General features: G+C 65.8%; 15 protein-coding genes. 8 read left to right on the forward strand and 7 right to left on the reverse strand.

Annotated elements, in window-relative coordinates; translation table 11 throughout:
- Window positions 1–45: 45 nt before the first annotated feature.
- Window positions 46–684: a TetR/AcrR family transcriptional regulator gene (locus ACSQ23_RS12485; RefSeq protein ID WP_436090818.1), complete on the reverse strand. Its 639-nt coding sequence runs from the start codon at window positions 682–684 to the stop codon at window positions 46–48.
- A 232-nt stretch (window positions 685–916) separates the two neighbouring features.
- On the opposite strand from ACSQ23_RS12485, the gene ACSQ23_RS12490 reads away from it, so the two are divergent.
- The 3 genes from ACSQ23_RS12490 (at window position 917) to ACSQ23_RS12500 (ending at window position 5,397) form a co-directional block, all read left to right on the forward strand.
- Complete coding sequence (locus tag ACSQ23_RS12490) at window positions 917–1,906, forward strand: aldo/keto reductase (protein ID WP_436090819.1); 990 nt, start codon at window positions 917–919, stop codon at window positions 1,904–1,906.
- Window positions 1,907–1,927: 21 nt separating this feature from the next.
- A complete protein-coding gene (locus ACSQ23_RS12495) occupies window positions 1,928–3,019 on the forward strand; it encodes a fatty acid desaturase family protein (protein ID WP_436090820.1) in 1,092 nt (363 codons plus the stop codon).
- 140 nt (window positions 3,020–3,159) lie between these two features.
- Window positions 3,160–5,397 (forward strand): hypothetical protein, encoded by a 2,238-nt coding sequence (locus ACSQ23_RS12500; protein ID WP_436090821.1) that lies wholly within the window; start codon window positions 3,160–3,162, stop codon window positions 5,395–5,397.
- 303 nt (window positions 5,398–5,700) lie between these two features.
- Here ACSQ23_RS12500 and ACSQ23_RS12505 read toward each other — a convergent pair whose 3' ends face one another.
- Window positions 5,701–6,297 carry an HdeD family acid-resistance protein gene (locus tag ACSQ23_RS12505; protein WP_055878391.1) on the reverse strand — a complete coding sequence of 199 codons (597 nt, stop codon included), beginning with the start codon at window positions 6,295–6,297 and terminating at the stop codon, window positions 5,701–5,703.
- A gap of 235 nt (window positions 6,298–6,532) precedes the next feature.
- Here ACSQ23_RS12505 and ACSQ23_RS12510 point away from each other — a divergent pair, with 235 nt between their 5' ends.
- The 4 genes from ACSQ23_RS12510 (at window position 6,533) to ACSQ23_RS12525 (ending at window position 10,006) form a co-directional block, all read left to right on the forward strand.
- The gene (locus ACSQ23_RS12510) at window positions 6,533–7,207 is read left to right on the forward strand and encodes a response regulator transcription factor (RefSeq protein WP_436090822.1); all 675 of its coding nucleotides are present in this window, start codon (window positions 6,533–6,535) and stop codon (window positions 7,205–7,207) included.
- Entirely contained in the window at window positions 7,204–8,556 is a 1,353-nt protein-coding gene (locus ACSQ23_RS12515) for a sensor histidine kinase (RefSeq protein WP_436090823.1), read from the forward strand. The genes ACSQ23_RS12510 and ACSQ23_RS12515 overlap by 4 nt, the downstream gene beginning before the upstream one ends.
- A 181-nt stretch (window positions 8,557–8,737) precedes the next feature.
- Window positions 8,738–9,370: an outer membrane protein gene (locus tag ACSQ23_RS12520; RefSeq protein ID WP_055878397.1), complete on the forward strand. Its 633-nt coding sequence runs from the start codon at window positions 8,738–8,740 to the stop codon at window positions 9,368–9,370.
- A 204-nt stretch (window positions 9,371–9,574) separates the two neighbouring features.
- On the forward strand, window positions 9,575–10,006 hold the full coding sequence (locus ACSQ23_RS12525; protein ID WP_055878399.1) for a BA14K family protein: 432 nt from the start codon (window positions 9,575–9,577) through the stop codon (window positions 10,004–10,006).
- Window positions 10,007–10,041: 35 nt separating this feature from the next.
- On the opposite strand, the gene ACSQ23_RS12530 is transcribed toward ACSQ23_RS12525, so the two are convergent.
- The 5 genes from ACSQ23_RS12530 to ACSQ23_RS12550 all read right to left on the reverse strand — a co-directional run bounded on the left by ACSQ23_RS12530 (window position 10,042) and on the right by ACSQ23_RS12550 (window position 15,544).
- Window positions 10,042–12,072, reverse strand: a complete 2,031-nt coding sequence (locus ACSQ23_RS12530; protein WP_436090824.1) for a GMC family oxidoreductase — start codon at window positions 12,070–12,072, stop codon at window positions 10,042–10,044.
- Between the two features lie 32 nt (window positions 12,073–12,104).
- Window positions 12,105–12,644, reverse strand: coding sequence for a hypoxanthine phosphoribosyltransferase (hpt, locus tag ACSQ23_RS12535; protein ID WP_055878403.1), 540 nt, complete (start codon window positions 12,642–12,644; stop codon window positions 12,105–12,107).
- A gap of 2 nt (window positions 12,645–12,646) precedes the next feature.
- Window positions 12,647–13,522 (reverse strand): carbohydrate ABC transporter permease, encoded by an 876-nt coding sequence (locus ACSQ23_RS12540; protein ID WP_436090825.1) that lies wholly within the window; start codon window positions 13,520–13,522, stop codon window positions 12,647–12,649.
- On the reverse strand, window positions 13,519–14,481 hold the full coding sequence (locus ACSQ23_RS12545) for an acetylxylan esterase (RefSeq protein WP_436090826.1): 963 nt from the start codon (window positions 14,479–14,481) through the stop codon (window positions 13,519–13,521). Before ACSQ23_RS12545 ends, ACSQ23_RS12540 begins: the two co-directional genes overlap by 4 nt.
- A gap of 61 nt (window positions 14,482–14,542) precedes the next feature.
- Entirely contained in the window at window positions 14,543–15,544 is a 1,002-nt protein-coding gene (locus ACSQ23_RS12550) for a LacI family DNA-binding transcriptional regulator (protein ID WP_436090827.1), read from the reverse strand.
- A 366-nt stretch (window positions 15,545–15,910) separates the two neighbouring features.
- Here ACSQ23_RS12550 and ACSQ23_RS12555 point away from each other — a divergent pair, with 366 nt between their 5' ends.
- Window positions 15,911–18,253 carry a family 78 glycoside hydrolase catalytic domain gene (locus tag ACSQ23_RS12555; RefSeq protein WP_436091037.1) on the forward strand — a complete coding sequence of 781 codons (2,343 nt, stop codon included), beginning with the start codon at window positions 15,911–15,913 and terminating at the stop codon, window positions 18,251–18,253.
- Window positions 18,254–18,300 lie beyond the last annotated feature (47 nt).

Raw genomic sequence — 18,300 nt, forward strand, 5'->3', positions numbered from 1 at the left:
GGAAGTCTCCTCTTGGTGCGTTGGGCCGGTGCGGCCGATTTGAACTCAGGCGGCCGGGTGGACCGCGTATATGGCAAGAAACTGTTCCGTCGCCCGGGCCGCGTCGCGCGCGATCTCGGCTTCGGCAGGAGTGAAGGTTTCGCCGAGCAGCAGGCGGATCTGCGCGTCGCGCACGACGAGACCGAAGAAGCTGCGATAGGCCTCCTCGGAGCTGTCGAAGCGCAGGAGCCGCGCCTCCCTGCCCGCTTCCAGCACCGGCTTCAGGCGCTTGCGGATGGCGAGCGGACCGTTCTCGAGTACGATCGCCCCGAGGCCATGTTTTTCGGCGCCGGCATGGCCGATGGCGAGGCGGTTGAGGGTCACCGAGACATCGCCGACGATGGTGCCGAGGAGGTCGCGGGCGAACTGCTCGATGCTCTGGCGCAGCGAGGCGGCATCGAGCCGCCAGCGATCGACCTGCGGCGCCTTCACCTTGGCCGCCTGCCACTGCACCGTCGCGGTGAGCAGCCCGTCGCGGTCGCCGAACCACTTGTAGAGCGTTTCCTTGGAGCACGAGGCGCGGCGCGCCACCGAGGTCATGGTCAGCCGATCGCCCTGCTCGACGAGCAGATCCAGCGCCGCCGTCAGCACCTGCTGCTGGCGCGGCGTGAACACCTCTTCGCTGTTGGCAACGGCAGACGCCACGACGACACCCAAGGCTCCGCGAGGTGACGATCCGCACCCCGCGAACCGGACACCTCGACATCAATGACGCAAACCGTACCGTACGTTACGGTTCGGCGCAAGGGGGATGTCGGGATGCAATATGCTTGACGTCTGCCCGCCGGGTCGCGAGCGGGGCATTGGTCGCAAGGCTGGGTTGTCCGATCCGGGAGGAGATGCTGGTATGGCAGTCAACACGATATGGAGGAAGAAGATGACGACGTCGCTGCCCACCCGCGCCTTTGGCAAGACCGGCATGGAGATCACCCGCCTTGGCGTTGGCGCCTGGGCGATGGGCGGCAATATGTGGGGCCCGCAGGATGACGCTGATTCCGACGCTGCCATCCGCCACGCCATCGACCTCGGCATCAACTGGATCGATACTGCTGCGGCCTATGGCGTCGGCCATTCCGAAGAGGTGATCGGCGCGACGCTGAAGGCGCTGCCGGCCGATCGTCGGCCGTTCGTCTTCACCAAGGGTGGAGTGATCCGCGATGCCAACGGGCAGAACCCGCGCCGCCTCGCCAACAAGGCGAGCCTCCGCAACGAACTCGAGAACTCGCTCAAGCGCCTGCAGGTCGAGGCCATCGATCTCTACCAGGTGCACTGGCCGGCCGACGACGTGCCGCTCGAGGACTATTGGGGGACGATGCTCGAGCTGAAGTCCGAGGGCAAGGTTCGGCATATCGGGCTCTCAAACCACAATGCCGAGCAACTGGCGCGAGCCGAAGCGATGGGGCATGTGGAAACGCTGCAGCCGCCGTTCTCGATGATCAAGCGGGAGACCGCGGAGGCGATCCTGCCGTGGTGCGCGGCGCATGGCACCGGCGTCATCTGCTACAGCCCGATGCAGGCGGGCCTGCTCACCGGCAGCTTCACCCGGGAGCGCGCCGCGACCCTGGCCGACAACGACTGGCGGAAGACCAACCCGGAGTTCACCGGCGAGCGGCTCGACCGCAATCTTGCCCTCGCGGCGGCATTGAAGCCGGTTGCCGACAAGCACGGCACTTCGATCTCAACCATCGCCCTCACCTGGGTGCTAGCCTGGCCTGGGCTAAGCGCCGCGATTGTCGGCGCCCGATCACCGGCCCAGGTCGATGGCTGGATCGATGCAGCGACCATCGAACTCGACGCCGCCGACCTCGACAGCATCGCCGCCACCATTGGCGCCACTGGCGCCGGACAGGGTCCTGTCAGGCCGTAAGGACACATCGGAGGGGGGCCGATGATCACCAAGCGCGACTACAGCATCACCGGGCCCGAGGCGCAGCGCGCCATCGAGCGCGGCCTCGCGGCAGCCGAGTGGTATCACACTGAGGTGCCACGCGCCGTCATGAAAGAACTCATGCAACGCTCCGATGGCCCGGCGATACGCGACAACCTGATCTGGCTTGGCCTGCTGCTGGTCACCGGCATTGGCGGCATCGCGTCCTGGGGCACCTGGTGGTGCGTGCCGTGCTTCTTGGTTTATGGCGTGCTCTATGGTTCGGCCAGCGACAGCCGCTGGCATGAATGCGGGCACGGCACGGCGTTCAAGACAGCGTGGATGAACAAGCTGATCTACCAGATCGCCTGCTTCATGCTGATCCGTAACCCGACGACCTGGAAATGGAGCCACGCTCGCCACCACGCCGACACCATCATCGTCGGCCGCGACGTCGAGATCGCGGTGATGCGACCGCCGGTGCTGGCCCGGGTGATCCTGAGTTTCGTCGGCATTGTCGACGTCTGGTACGCGCTGGGCGACATGGTGCGGAACGCTGCCGGCAATGTCAGCGACGCCGAGAAGAGCTTCATTCCCAAGGGCGAGTGGCCCAAGGTGGTTCGGGTGGCGCGGATCTGGGTGGTGATCTACGCCGCGACCGGCATCACCGCGATCGCCATGCAGTCGATCCTGCCGTTCATGCTGGTCGGGCTACCCCGCCTCTACGGCTGCTGGCACATGGTGATGGTGGGGCTGTTGCAGCATGGCGCGCTGGCCGAAGATGTCACCGACCATCGGCTGAACACCAGGACCGTGCTGATGAACCCGATCAGCCGCTTCCTCTATTCGGACATGAACTATCACGTCGAACACCACATGTTCCCGGTCGTGCCCTACCACGCGCTCGAGAGGCTGCACGAAGCCATCAAGCACGACCTGCCCCCGCCTACCCCGTCAATCCTTGCGGGTTATCGGGAGATGATCCCGATCTGGCTGCGTCAGCTCAAGGGCGAAGATGTCTTCCTGCGCAAGGACCTCCCACCGTCCGCCAAGCCTTATCGCGAGGACCTGCAGGTCGAGGCGCCGATGAGTGGAACCGGCGCGGCCGAATAGGCGCGGTTCGGCTGCTGTGGCGCGGATGCATCAGCAACTGCCGAAGCGGCTTTGTCGCTATTCTTAGCGATTTACAGCGCCACCGCGCTTGGCGACGTTCCGGTGGCCAGATTGCGGCAGGGTGCGGGCGGATACTGACTATGAAATTGCGCTGGGTCACCAAGTGGTTCTCGCTGCTGAGAATCACGGGGCTTGTGTTGCTGTCGATGGTGAGCGTGGGTGCAGCTCAGGCGCAGACCCCTGACGTCATGATTGAGAAGACCGGCCCTGAGACCACGGCTGCCGACGCAGACATCACCTACACGGTGACTGTCACCAACCTCGGCGATGCCGGCAGCCCCGGCACTGACGACGCCATCAGCCTGGGCATGAACGATCCACTACCTCCCGGCACCACCTTCGTGTCGCTGAGCAGCCCGAGCGGCTGGTCGTGCTCTACGCCTGCGGTTGGAGCCAATGGCTCAGTGACCTGCAGCATACCCGCCCTGCCAAAGGCTGCCGGAGCGCAGACCTTCACCGTCGTTGCCCACGTGGCGGCCGGCACGCCAGGCGGAACATATTTCACCAACATCGCGAGTGTCTCGTCAGCCGCCGACCCCAACGACGAGAACAACAGCGCGGTGTCGACAGCGCAGATTCCGGCGCCGGTGGTCGATGTCGGCGTGCAGAAGCTGGCGGTCGAGAACATCGCTGACGACACCGATCTCGTCTACAGCCTGACCGTCAGCGCCAGTGGCAACCCGGCGACGGTCACCCTGGACGACAATCTGCCCTCCCCGCTGACCTTTGTCTCGCTCGACGCCCCATCGGGCTGGAGTTGCTCGACGCCGGCGGTGGGCAGCAACGGCGCCGTCAGCTGTTCCATCACCAACCTGACCACCGCGAGCAGCACCTTCACGCTGATCACGCATGTGCCGGATGGCACGCCCGAGGGCACGTTCATCCAGAACTTCACGTCGGTCAGCACCCTCAGCAACGACATCAACACCGAGAACAACAGCGCGACCGCTGGCACCACCGTCCAGGGCGAAGCTCACCTCTCCATCAGCAAGACAGGTCCGGCCAGCGCCGAGCGCTTCGAGGTGCTGAGTTACACGGTCGCGGTCAGCAATGCTGGTCCGAGCGGAGCTACCAACGCCGTGATGAGCGACGCCCTGCCCGCCGGCCTCACCTTCTCGGCGGTCACCGCCCCGTCCGGCTGGTCCTGCGCCGCGCCCGCCGTCGGCAGCGGCGGCACCATCACCTGCAGCACCAACGAGTTCCCGGCCGGCGCCTCGGCCGAGTTCAGCATCGATGCGATGGCCGTGCTCGATGGGCCGATCACCAACGTCGCGACCATCGCCAGCAGCGACGGGGACGCCAATACCACCAACAACTCGAGCTCGGCGACCACCGCCGTGACCGATACCGTGTCGCTGGCGTTCGAGGAGATGACGCGCGGCTTCGTCGAAACCCGGCAGAAGCTCATCGGCAACGCCATCGACACGCCCGGCCTGCGCGATCGTCGCGGCGGCGCGCCGAAGGTATCGCTGTCGGAGGCGAACGGCGATGCCGTGCTCAATTTCTCGGCCCGCACCGGCAATGCCTGGGACCTCGGGCCCGGTGCCGCGCTGCTGGCCGAGGATAGCGGCGTGCCGCTGAGCTTCTGGATCGACGGATCGCTGACCTTTCATACGCGGGACGAGGCCGATGGCCGCCTGAGCCTCGTCGGCGCGGGCGCCGACTATCTGGTGAATGACCGCTTCCTCGCCGGTGTGGCGCTCTATCTCGACGGTATGCGGGACGTGACCGATGTCGGAGAAATCACCGGTACCGGCGCGCTGGTTGGACCCTATGTTTCGGTCGAGATCCTCGACAATGTGACACTCGATGCCAGCGTGTTCTTCGGGCACTCGTGGAACGATGCCAATGCCACGCTGTTCGGCCAGAGCTTCAGCGGCACCTTTGAGACCGACCGTTTCATCACCGAGGTAGAGGTCGAAGGCCAATGGAGTGCTGACGCTTTCAGCATCCAGCCGAGCGCCCGGCTCTACTTCGCCAACGAGGACGTCGGCGCCTACACTGTCACCAATCCGCGCGGCGACATCGTCAACGTCGATGGGTTCTCGACCTCGACGCTCGAGCTGGGCGGCGCGCTGACGGTGGCACGAACCTTTGCGTTCGGCGACGGGCTCGACCTGACGCCGTCGCTCGGTGTCCGCGCCGGCCTGGGCGGGACCGGCGAGGACATCGTGGTCGACAACACTTATGCCGGTGTTACCGGCGGCCTGACGCTCACGGGACCTGGCTGGGCCCTGCGAGCGCTGGCCGACTATGGAATCGATACGACGGGTTTGGCGACGGCGTCGGTTCGCGGCAGCATGACAGGGCGATTCTAGCGGCTCCAGGTGCGCTCAAACGTCCGCACAGCAGCGTTTCCAGCCTTGTCAGCGAAATTGCAGGAACCTTCCGCTATCAGGCCGCCGCCCTGATCTTGCGTCCACACACTGACGGGGTTGGCGGGCGTTTCGGCGACAGCCCGGAACGCCCGCTATCTTGTCGGCGCGGCGCATTCGACCGCATCGCACAAGAAAATGCCCCGGTCCACAAGTGGAGCCGGGGCATTGATCAGAGGGCTTCGCGTTCTTGCGGGCGCTTTCACCTTGCTCTTTGAACGTAGCTCGCGCCGCTTGGTTCCCGGTTCAGGCTGGCCGTTTGAACTTCCGCACCCGGAAGGCCAGCATGATCAGCAACACGCCCGCAAAGATTGCATAGCCGGCGATGGTCCAGATCAGCGACAGCGCCCCTGCCCCCGGTTGGAACAGCAGCAGCAGGCCGAACAGGATGCTGAGCGCGCCGAACAGGCCGAGCACCCACTCGCCCTCGATCTCCTTGCGGGCCTGGATGGCGCCCCAGATGGTCAGCACACCAATGATGATCGCCCAGATGCCGATGAAGATGACGAGGATGAACGCGGTCATGCCGGGCCAGAAGAAGGCAGCAAGACCGGCGAGGACGCTGACGACGCCGCTGATCGCCATCCACCAGCGCGGCCCCATGGCGGGGGAGTTGGCGCGGCCGGAGATCGCGGCCCACAGGGCGAAGACGCCGTCGATGAGGGTGTAGGCGCCCCATAGCAGGGTCAGTGAGATGAGCGTGATGGCGGGCCAGAAGATGGCCAGCACGCCGAAGGCGATGGCGGCGATGCCGCGCAGCAGCAGCAGCCACCAGTTGTCGCCAAGCATGGCGCGGAGTCCGGCGGGAAAATCGGAAGGCGTAGAAGTCTCTGTCTCGGCCATCATGCTTCTCCACTGTTTCGCGGGAAAGCTCCGGAACTTCCGAGAGCCCCATTGCGACAATACCAGAGTCTGCGGTCGCCGAAAAAGCCAAACGCCGCCTGAAATGGCTCGAATATCTAACGGGTTAGTTAGCCCTCATGCGGCTGATCGGCCGCACTCGGACCCGAGGTTGCCGCGGCGCAATCCTGGCGCAATGCATGCTGCATATGGCAGATCGTGGCGCGGGGATTCCTGAATGCGATTGCTACTTGTCGAAGACGAGCCGGAAATGGCCGCGGCGCTGAGCGCCGTGCTGGGGCGCTACGATATGGTCGTCGACCATGCGCGCACCAAGCTCATCGCCGAAGAGGCAATCCTCAGCCACACGCATGACGCGGTGCTGCTCGACCGCAAGTTGCCGGACGGCGACGGCATCGACCTGGTGCCGCTGCTGCGCAAGCGCCACGCCGGGGTGCCGGTGATCATCATTTCGGCCCGTGGCTCGATTGCCGACAAGATCGAGGGGCTCGACACCGGCGCCGACGACTATCTGCCAAAACCCTTTGCGGTAGAGGAACTGCTGGCACGGCTGCGCGCCGTGCTGCGGCGGCCGATGCAGGTGGCGCCGGAATCGGTGCAACTGGGCGCGCTGTCGTTCGATCTCGACAGCCGCGAGGCGCGGATCGGCGAGAGCACCATCGAGCTGCCGCGGCGCGAACTGCTGGTGCTCGAATGCCTGCTGCGACGCGCCGGCCGCACGGTGCTGCGCACCTCGCTTGAAGACGCGGTCTATGGCTATGGCGACGAGATCCAGTCGAACTCGCTCGATGCCCATATCTCGCGGCTCAGGCGCAAGCTCGCGGACGCCAAGGCGGGGGTCGAAATCCATGGCATTCGCGGCGTCGGTTACCTGATCAAGGCGGTGGCATGAAGTTCTGGCGCCCCCACTCGCTGCGTCGACGCCTAGCCTGGCGTCTGGTGCTGCTGCAAACCGTGACGCTGTCGCTGGCTTCCGCCATCCTCACCATCCTCATCCTGCAGCTCAATCCAGGCGAGCAGATCGTCGACAGCTCGCTTGCCGAGGCAGTCGCCGCCGCTATGCGACGCGGACCCCATGGCGAACTGGTGCTCGGCCCTAATGCCGAGCTCGAGCGCTATCGCGCCGAGTCTCCCACGGTTTGGATGATCGTCACGGACGACCAGGGGCACGCCTTCGAGGATGGTCCGGTGCCGGCCGCCTATAGCGAGATGGCGTCGAGCCTCAACCGGCTGTGGTTTGTCGACATTCGCGACTCGGGTGGTGAAGAAGATCTGGCGGCGGCATTCCACAGCGGCGATACACCGATCGGCAAGCTCTACGTGCTGGCCGGTGGTGGCGCCTTTGTCAGCACCATCTTTGCGGCGATCCTGGTCGGCAACATCTTCATCCTGCCGTTGCTGCTGATGCTGATCATCGCGACGGTGATCGCCATCCCGTTGATCGTTCGCAAGGTGATGCGCGGGCTGGACGCTGCCGAGGAGCAGGCCCGCAGCATCAATTTCGACAAGCACGGCACACGCCTGCCGCTCGACAAGGTACCCTACGAGGTCCGCGGCCTGGTGACGGCGGTGAATGAGGCCCTGACTCGCCTCGACGAAGGCTATGAGCGGCATCGCCGCTTCCTCGCCGACGCGGCGCATGAGCTGAAGACGCCGATCGCAATCCTGCAGACCCGAGTGGAGAATCTCGACACCGGCCCGGAGCGGACCCGGTTGCTCACCGACACGGCGAGACTGGCGGCCATGGCCGAACAGTTGCTCGACCTGCAGCGGCTGGCCCAATCGCAGATCGACTTCCAGCCGATCGACCTGGTGCCGCTGGCCGAGCGCGTGGTCGCCGATCATGCGCCGCTTGCCATCTCCGCCGGGTACGACATCTCGCTCAGGGCGCCCGCCCCTTCCGCCTGGGTGCTGGGCGATCGCGGCGCCATCGAGCGGTTACTGGCGAATTTGACGCAGAATGCGGTGGTGCATGGCGGCAATAACGGCACCATAGAGATCGAGATCGCCGGCAACGGCACTTTCGAGGTGCATGACAGCGGACCGGGTATTGCGCCGGAGCATCGCGAGAAGATCTTCGAGCCGTTCTACCGCATCCGCCCACTCGACCGCGGTGCCGGGCTCGGGCTGAACCTGGTGCGCGAAGTGGTGCGCCAGCATGGCGGCAATATCTCGGTGCTGCCGAGCCATCTCGGCGGGGTCTGCTTCCGCGTCGAACTGCCCGTGGCAACCACGCCATAGCGATTTCGGCGCCGCGCAATGCTCGCGCAATCCCAACAGTGAAAATGGCGAACGCGGTCAGTGAATGACCGCGAGGTCACCGAATGACCTCTGCAGTCCGGTTGCAAGGTGCATGCCGGCCATCCTCACTTGCCCGGCGGCCACCTCCCTGGTTGCGGGGCCCGTTGTTCGCGGAGTTCCCATGTTCTGGAAGTTTTCTACCCCTGGCTTCGTTGCCGTCCTGCTGCTCGGCGTCCTGCCGGCGACCGCGGCCGACGCGCAGGACAGCCGCTGGAGCGAGCCCTACGCGCCGGCCTCAGCCTCTGAATGGACCGGTTTCTACGCCGGTATCCATGGCGGCCTCGCGCCCAAGGCATCCGACTTCAACATCTTCAAGGACTCGAGCCTGCTGGGCGGCGTGCAGGCCGGCTACACCATGCAGCTTGGCCCGGCGGTGATCGGCGCCGAGCTCGAAGGCACCTATGCCCGCGGCATCGTCTATGGCGTCGGCAGCGGCGAGCTGGAGCAGAACTGGAGCGGCGCCGCCAAGGTTCGCGGTGGTCTCGCCCTTGGCGGCACGCTGGTCTACGGCACCGCCGGCTATGGGGTGGCGCGGCTCGATGCCGGCAACAACGTCATCTCCGACGACAAGTGGGTCGGTGGCATGCTGTGGGGCGCCGGGCTCGAGCAGAGCTTTGGCAACGGCCTGTCGGCGCGGGTCGAATACACGCAGACGCGCTTCAACGACGTCGACTCGACCCTTACCGGCAACATCCACCGCAGCGACGACCTGACCAATCACGCGGTCAAGGCGGGGCTCAACTTCCGCTTCTGACGAGATCGCATCGGGATCGACGGATCTGTCACTCGTTCCGTCGGTCCCCAGGGCGGCCCGCGGCCACCCGGGCCGCCCATTCCCCATCCCCTAGAGCGGTTCGCCGTTCCATTGAACGGCGAACCGCTCCAGGTCCCTGCTTTTGTCGCGCTTTCGAACCGGAAAAGTCTGCAACTTTTCCTGAAAGCCCTCCGAGGAACCAAAATGGCTCTCGCCAGAACCCTGACTGCCGTCATGATGGCGGCCTCATTTGCCCTGCCCGCGATTTCCCCCGCCCTGGCGCAGTCGCCGGCCGGCAACCGCATTCACGTCGCCCAGAGCGAGGACCAGCGCTGGGCCGACTGCAGCCAGTTCCTCGACCGCCGCGAACGCGAGCGGTGCGAGAAGGACCGCTGGGGCCGCCCCAGCAAAAAGAACAATGACGATGATATCGGCGCGGCGATCGGCGCGGGCATTATCGGCCTGACCATTGGCGCCATCATCGCCGGCTCGGCCGAGAAGGAACGCAGCAGGCGCGATCGCTATGACGCCGAGTACGAGCGCTGGCTCGATTACTGCAGCCGCAAGTACCGCAGCTTCGATCCGGAAACCGGTACTTATCGGGCCAGCAACGGACGTCGCTACGTTTGCCGGTGACCGACGTCCAGCCGGTCCGGAGCGATCCGGGCCGGCTACATTGAACTGGCCAGATGCTCGGCATTGCGGAAGGCCAGCGCCATGATGGTCAGCACCGGGTTGAAGCCGCCATTGGTCGGGTGCAGGCCGCCGTCCGAGACGAACAGATTGTCGTGTCCCCAGACACGACCAAAGGGATCGGTTACCGAGTTGGATGGATCGGTTCCCATACGGCAAGTGCCGGCCTGATGCTGGCCACCCGATAGTCCGGGATTGGGTGCGAAGCCCCAGGTAGCAAGCGCCCCGGAAGCGTGAAGCCAGCCGAGCGCCTTGCCGTGCATGTAATGGGCCGTCCGGATGGTTTCAGCGTGCACCGCGCCTGACAGCATCGCCACCGGCAGCCCCCATTTGTCCCGTACCCCGGGAGCAACCCGCACCCGTGCCTCGGCATTGGGGATCTCGTGCACCGGCCCCGCGACGCGCAACACGCGGTGAAACTGGTCGCGCATGAAATCCTTGGCGCCCTGCCCCCAGCGCCGCTGCCCTGGCGGCAGCACGTTCTTCCAGAAGATGATCGGCGGCTGGACGAAATCGTCGGCCAGCATGCCGCCACCAACGATGCCGGGGTTGCCGTGATTGTAGGCGGTGGTGGCGATGCTCACGCCCGGCCCACGCGAGGCATGCACCGTCTCGTCGAACTGACCGTAGGCGACGGCATAGACGTGCCCCTGCAGGTTCCGGCCGACGAGATCGTGCTTGTTGCCCAGACCATCCGGTTCGCGCGCCGAGGGCGAGTTGAGCAGCAGGCGCGCTGTCTCGATGGCGCCGCCGGCCAGCACGACTGCCTTGCCTCGCACGGAATGCTCCGCGCCGGTGCTGTCGGCGAAGCGAACACCGGTGACGACCCCGGCGCTGTCGGTGTCCACGCGCAGCACCATGGCGCCGCTGACCAGATGGCAGCGGCCAGTGGCGAGCGCTCTCCTGATCATGGTGTTCTGCGTGCCGTTCTTGGCGTCGCTCGGACACGGGAAGCCGACGCAGCTGCCGCAGCCCATGCAGCCGTCGCGGCCGTGGCGCGGCTGGCTGTTGATGGCAAGCGGCGGGCGGGTCGTGGTGATGCCGAGGGCGGCGGCGCCGCGCCTCAGCACCGAGCGGGCTGGACTGTCCGGTAGCGGCGGCATCGGATAGTCGCGCGTGCGCAGACCTTCGTGACTATGGGCGGCGCCCTCGCCGGAGACGCCGATCTCCCACTCGGCGCGTTCGTACCAGGGCGCGAGATCATCGTAGCCGATCGGCCAATCGATGAGGGATGAGCCCTCCGGAACCCCGTAGAGACTCGCCATGCGGAAGTCGGCCCGATGGAAGCGCCAGGCCTGGGCGCCATAGACCAGCGTGCCGCTGCCCACGGCGGCGGCAAGGTTCTGATAGCCGTTCTCGTGCGGGCGGAGCACCCGCTCGACACCGTCCGGCCCCGCCAGCACCCGCGGGTTGCCGTCGAGGTCCGGACCGGTGTTGTGGCCGTAGAGCGCCAGACGGTGATTGCGCAGATGGTCACGATGGCCGCTGTCGGAATAATCGCGCACGAGCCCACGCTCGAGCAGCAGCACGTGCTTGCCGGCCTCGGCCAGCACACCGGCGGCCACGCCACCACCGGCGCCAGCTCCCACGATGATCACATCATAGTCGAGCGTGCCGGAGAACGGCTGTGGCGCCTGCCCGTCGCGCCCGGCGGGACCGGTCGGTCCCTCCGGCAGCCGGTGCTCGTAACCAACCATGTCCCAAGAGGCAGCATTCGGATTGCCGCCATTGCCGGGATCGGCATAGACGCCCTCGGCTACCAGTTCGCAGAGTTCGCGGAACCAGCCGGCATCATCGAGGCCGGCGAGCGTCGCATCCCGCTCGGCCTCGGGGAGAGCGGCGAAATCGGCAGGCAGCCGCGCGAGCCCGGCGGCGATGGCGGCGCCCAGTTTCGGCTGGGCGGCAAGGATGCCATCGAGGTAATCGAGCGCGCCGAAGGCAAGGGCCCCGCCATCCCGGTCGGCCGGCATGATGCGGTCGACCACCGCCGCGAGCAGCGTGCGATCCATGTCCCCTCCTCCGCCGGTCCCCTCGGCCTTAGCTAGTCGGTGAACCGCACCGCACCAATGTGATCGAGGTTGCGGTTGCGCTGCGCGTAGTCGATCCCGTAACCGACGACGAACTTGTCGGGGATCTCGAAGCCGATCCAGCGCGCCTTGACGCTGGTCTCGCGCCGCGACGGCTTGTCCAGCAGCGCGCAGACTTCGATGCGCTTGGGGTGGCGGGTCGCGAGGATTTCCAGCACGTGCTTGAGCGTGTAGCCGGTGTCGACGATGTCCTCGACCACCAGCACGTCACGGCCTTCGATCTCGCCGCGCAGATCCTTGAGGATACGCACCTCGCGGCTCGACTCCGTGGAGTTGCCGTAGCTCGAGACCTCGAGAAAATCCACTTCCACCGGCAGGTCGAGTTCACGCACCAGGTCGGCAATGAAGATGAACGAGCCGCGCAGCAGCCCCACCACCACCAGCTTGTCGGTGCCGGCATAGTGGTTCGAGATTTCCTTGGCGAGCGCCTCCACCCGAGCCGCGATCGCCTTGGCCGAGATCATCTCGTCGATCACGTAGTTCCTGGTCGTCATACCTACTTCAGTGCCCCTTGGGTGAGTCCGCGCACAAAATACTTGCCGCCGATCAGATACACCAGCAGCGGCGGCGCGATCGCCATCATCACCGTGGCCGCCGAGCCGCCGGCGCGCACCCCCATGATCGCCACGGTGATCGGCTGCTGCGCGCCGGAAGTGAACACCATGCCGTAGAGGTACTCGTTCCAGATCTGGGTGAACTGCCAGATCACCGTCACCGCGGCGATCGGCCCCGAGAGCGGCAGCATGACGCGCACGAAGATGCGCCAGAACCCGGCGCCATCGACCTGCGCCGCCTTGACGATCTCGTTGGGAACGCTGGCGTAGAAGTTGCGGAAGAACAAGGTGGCGAACGAGATGCCCATCACCGTGTGGATGAGCAGCAGGCCCAGCACATTGTTCTGCAGGCCGAGCTGCCCGATGATCCAGGCCCAGGGCAGCAGCGCGATCTGGCTGGGCAGGAAGATGCCGAGAAAGATCATCACGAAGATGAACTCCGAGCCGGGGAACTTCCACTTGCTCAGCACATAGCCGTTGAGCGCCCCGATAATGGCGGTGGCGATGGTCGCCGGCACGGTGATAACAAGCGAGTTGAGGAAGTTCGGCCCGAGCCCCCGGCACATGCCGCTGACACAGGCATCGTTCCAGGCGCGCAGGTAGTTGTCGAACGAGAAGCTCTCCGGGATGGCGATGATACCGTTGCGGAACACCTCCTCGCCGTCGCGGAACGAGTTGGAGAGGACCAGCAGCGCCGGCAGCGCATAGATCAGCCCGAACAGCGCCAGCACTGCGTAGATCAGGATGCGCGACAGCGCCCACCGGCGACGGGCGATGGCTCCGTCCCGGTCGGCGTAGTCGATCGTCAGGGCGGTCACGGCAGGGTCTCGTCGAGCCAGGCGACCTGCCGCCGCTCCTGCCAGGTGCCGCCACCTTCATGGTTGTTGAAGGTGTAGCTTTCGATGGTCTTGGGGCCGGCCCAGGCGTTGTAGGCGCCATAGACGGTCGAGGGCGGGCAGACGTCGTCCATCAGCGCGACGGAGAACAAAGCTGCCGCCTTCGAGCGCGCCGAGAAGTGCACGCCATCGAAGTAGTTGATGGTGTGGTAGGCGGCAGCCGCCTTCTCGCGATGCGTGGCGAGGAAGCGGACGATTTCGCCATAGGGGTCACGGGTGGTGAGGCCGACGGCGCGCGGGAAATCGCAGAGGAACGGCACGTCGGGCATCGCGGCCTTCACCCGCGGCTCGAGCCCGGCAACGGCGATCGAGATGCCGCCGCCCTGACTGCCGCCAACCACCGCGAGCTTTGCCGGATCGGTTTCGGCGCGGCCGAGCGCTGCCTCAACGGCGCGCACGCCGTCGGTGTAGACGCGGCGATAGTAGTAATCCCGCGGGTCGTTGATGCCGCGGGTCATGAAGCCGGGGTGCGCCGGGAACGAGCCGGCCGGGTCCGGGGTATCGCCGCGCGACCAGGAACTCCCCTGCCCGCGCGTATCCATCACCAGCACGGCGCGACCGGTGGCCGGCCACAGCAGGTGCTCCTGCGGCAGACCGCGACCGCCGCCATAGCCGATGAACTTCACCACCGTACCGCGCGGCGCGACGCCGGCCGGCCTGATGTACCAGCCGCGCACCTTGTCGCCGCCGAAGCCAGAAAAGGTGACATCGGCGACGTCGAACAGTTTCAGCCCGGTATCGACCGGTTCGAACACCGCCTCCAGCGGTTTGGCGCGCGAGTGCTCGAGGGTCTCCGCCCAGAAGCTGTCGAAATCGGCGGGAGCGACGGCGCTCGAACGGTAGCTGTCGAGCTGGGACTGCGGCAGGTCGAAAAAGGGCATGATCTCTATCTGGTCCGGTTGGCGCGCAATGTTTGACTGGAATGGTAGGCGGTGGAAAGCTCTACGAAGGGCGAGGACGCGAACTGCCGCGTACCACCAGCCGCGGCGAGACGACGAAATGATCGCCCTGCTGCCTTCCGTCGATCCGCTCGATCAACAGGCGCGCCGCCTGTAGCCCGAGCACCTGGCCGGACTGGTCGACGCTGGTGAGGCTGTTCTGCGCCAGATCGCAATAGATGGTGTTGTCGTAGCCGACGATGGCGAGGTCGCCTGGTACCGAGAGGCCCAGGTCCTTGGCGACGCTCAGCGCATGCAGCGCTACCATGTCGGTCCAGCAGAACAACGCCTCCGGCCGATGCCGGGATTCGAGCAGGTGCCGCACCACCGTCTGCACCTCGCGCGCCGTCTGGTCGGCCGGCACGATGTTGATGTGCTGGGCCAGCCCACGTTCCTTCATCGCCTCGCGATAGCCGCGCTCGCGCTGCACCGTGACCACGACATTCTTGGTGGGGACGGCCAGCGTCACCATGGTGATGCGGCGATAGCCGTTGGTTGCCAGGTGGCGCACCACCTGGGCGGCGCCGGCAACGTCGTCATTGTTGGCCGTGTCGAGCGTCGCCAGTTGCGGCACGTGATAGCCGACCACCGCCGTCGGGATGCGGGTCGACACCGCTTCCGCTGTTTCCGGCGGCATACGGGGGCCGATCATGATCAGCCCATCCATCTGCCGATCGATCATCGAGTCGATCAGCGACATCTCGATGGTCTCGGCGGAGCGGCTGACGCCGATCATGGTCTGATACTGGGTGCGGTCGAGCGCCTCGTTCACCCCGGCAAGGATATCGGCGAAGAAGGGGTTGCGCATATCGGGCAAGAGGATGCCCAGCGTGTAGGTGCGCCCGCGCATGGCGCGCGCGCCGGCATGCGGCCGGTAGTTCAGCTTCTCCATCGAAGCCTGCACCCGGGCACGCAGCGCATCGCTCACGCCATAGGCGTCGCGCAGCACCTTCGACACAGCCGCCACCGACACGCCGGCGTCGGCCGCAACCGTCTTGATCGTCACGCGGCTGGTTTTGCTTGCTGGCGCCACAGTTCCCCCCGAACCGGCCCCTCTTCTAGGACATTTCACCGTTTCATTGAAACGGCGAAATCCCCAAGTCCTTGATTTGACGCGCCATCGAACCGGAAAAGTCTGCAACTTTTCCTGAAGGCGCTCTGCAACCCGCTTTCCACAACACAACGTGAGCGATTTTGGCGGTTCTTGAGGGCATTTGGCGGCTACTGCGTCGATTTGGCGGTTCTTGCGCGAATCCTGCTTGAACTGATCGTGTAGAACGGTATACGTAGAACGTCACACGTTGATCGGCAGCCAGCGGCGCCGGATGGACCGCAACAGGTCCCTTGGGAGGATGCAAAATTGAACGAGACGATGCTCATCCGGGCAGGTGAAGCCGTATCCAGCCAAGGCGCCTGGGTCGCCGAAATGATCCACCCCAGCGTCGATCAGGGCGTCGGCACGCAGTCGTCGTTCCTGCGCAAGACTTTCAACCTCTCCTCCCGCGGCGGGGCCGGGACGCTGAGGATCAGCGCTCTCGGCCTCTACCGGGCGTTCATCAACGGCAAGCGCGTCGGCGGCGACCTGCTGACGCCGGGCTGGACCAGCTACTGGGACCGCCTCAGCTTCCAGACTTACGATGTCAGCGCCCTGCTCAAGGACGGCGACAACACCATCGACATCTGGCTGGGCGATGGCTGGTACCGCTCGCGGATGATGTGGCCGCGCAACCAGCTGTTCAACACCTGGGGCGACAAGATCGGCGCCATTGCCGAGCTGCGCGGCGCCAATGGCGAGCTCATCGTCGGCACCGACAGCACCTGGCAGAGCGGCCTCGCGCCGGTGATGAAATCCGGCATCTACTATGGCGAGAATTACGACGCCCGGGCCGAGAATGCGCCGGCAAGTGGTGGCGCCAACGTGCTCAGCGGGTTCGACAAATCGACGCTGCTACCGGCCGAGACGGCCGGTGTGCACGAACTGCCGGCCCTGCCGGTGGTCAAATCCTTCGCCGATGCTCAGGGGCGCACGGTCTACGATTTCGGCCAGAACGCCGGCGGCTACGTCGCCTTCACCGTCGAGGGCGAAGCCGGCGCCAAAATCACCATCGAGCATGCCGAACTCACCAACCATCTCGGCGAGTTCGACCGCGAAAGCATGCGCTCGGCCGAAGCCCGCGTCGAATACGTGCTGAAGGGCGGCGCGCCGGAGAGCTATCGCCCGACCTTCAGTTTCTTCGGCTTCCGCTTCGCCCGCGTCGCCATCGAGGGCAAGGCGACGATCAGCAAGATCGAGATGATCCCGATCAGCTCGGCGGTCACCCGCACGGCGAACTTCAGCTCGGCCAACCCGCTGGTCAACCGGCTGGTCGAGAATACCGTCTGGTCGCAGCGCTCGAACTTCATCGAGGTGCCGACCGATTGCCCGCAGCGCGACGAGCGGCTGGGCTGGACCGGCGATGCGCAGGTGTTCGCGCCCACCGCCTGCTACCTGCACGAGAGCCACGGCATGCTAGTGAAGTATGTCCGCGATCTGATCGCCGACCAGCGGCCGGATGGCGCCATCCCGCATGTGGTGCCGGATCCGACGCGCAACCATGAGGACGTGGTGCCGGGCTTTTACGGCTCGACCGGCTGGGGCGATGCGATCGCCGTCATCCCGTGGACGCTCTACAACCACTATGGCGACCGCGCGATCCTCGAGGAAGCGCTGCCGGCGATGGTCAAGTGGAACGATTTCGTCTGGTCGATCAGCGATGGCCCGATCGTTCGCCCGCCGGCCGGCTGGGGCGGGCGCGGCTTCACCTTCGGTGACTGGCTGCAGCCGCAGGGCGATTTCGCCAAGCCCTACCCGACTATCGGCGACGACGCCGCGGCGACGATCTACCTCTACATCTCCTCGCACCTCGCTGCCAAAACCGCCGAAGTGGTTGGCGACCAGGCGCAGGCCAAGCGCCTCAACGACCGCGCTGCCGAAGTAAAGAAGGCTTTCCAGCGGGAGTTCATGACCGCTGCCGGCCGTATCGGCTACAACGACCAGACCTCCTATGCGCTAGGGTTTTTGTGGGACCTGATCCCGCCCGAGCACTACGAAGCGGCCAAGGGCTACTTCAAGGAGACGGTGGCGCGCGCCCATGGCCGCATCGGCACCGGCTTCATCGGCACCCCGGCGCTGCTGCCGGCGCTGGTCAAGATCGGCGAGGCCGAGCTCGCCGGCTCGGTGTTCCTCCAGGAAGGCCTGCCCGGCTGGCTGTTCCAGGTGAAGATGGGCGCCACGACGATCTGGGAGCGCTGGAACGCGCTCAACGAGGACGGCGTGGCGTTCGATCCGCAGATGAACAGCTACAACCACTATGCCTATGGCGCAGTGTGCCAGTGGCTGCTCGAAGGCGTCGCGGGTTTCCGCCCCGATCCGGCGCTGCCGGCGTTCAAGCACATCTTCTTCGAGCCGACGATCATCCCGGCGCTGTCGCCGGTCGCCGCCAACCATGACTCGGCCGCCGGCCGGATCGAGGCCGGCTGGAAGGTCGATGGCGGCAAGGTGACCTACAATCTCACGGTGCCCGAGGGCGCGAGCGGCACGCTCGTCCTCGCCGCCGACTACACCGACGCCAGTGTCGACGGCATCGCCGTCAGCGAGCGCGGCACGGACGGAAAAGCGCGCAGCCTGCTGGCGCCCGGAAAGCACAAGGTGACGTTCCGGATCAGCAAGCCCTGACGGCAGAGGAGCCGAAAGGACTGGAAGAACTGCAACCGGCCGCCGGA

This window comes from Devosia sp. LjRoot16 (genome assembly GCF_964252795.1).
Taxonomy (GTDB): Bacteria; Pseudomonadota; Alphaproteobacteria; order Rhizobiales; family Devosiaceae; genus Devosia_A.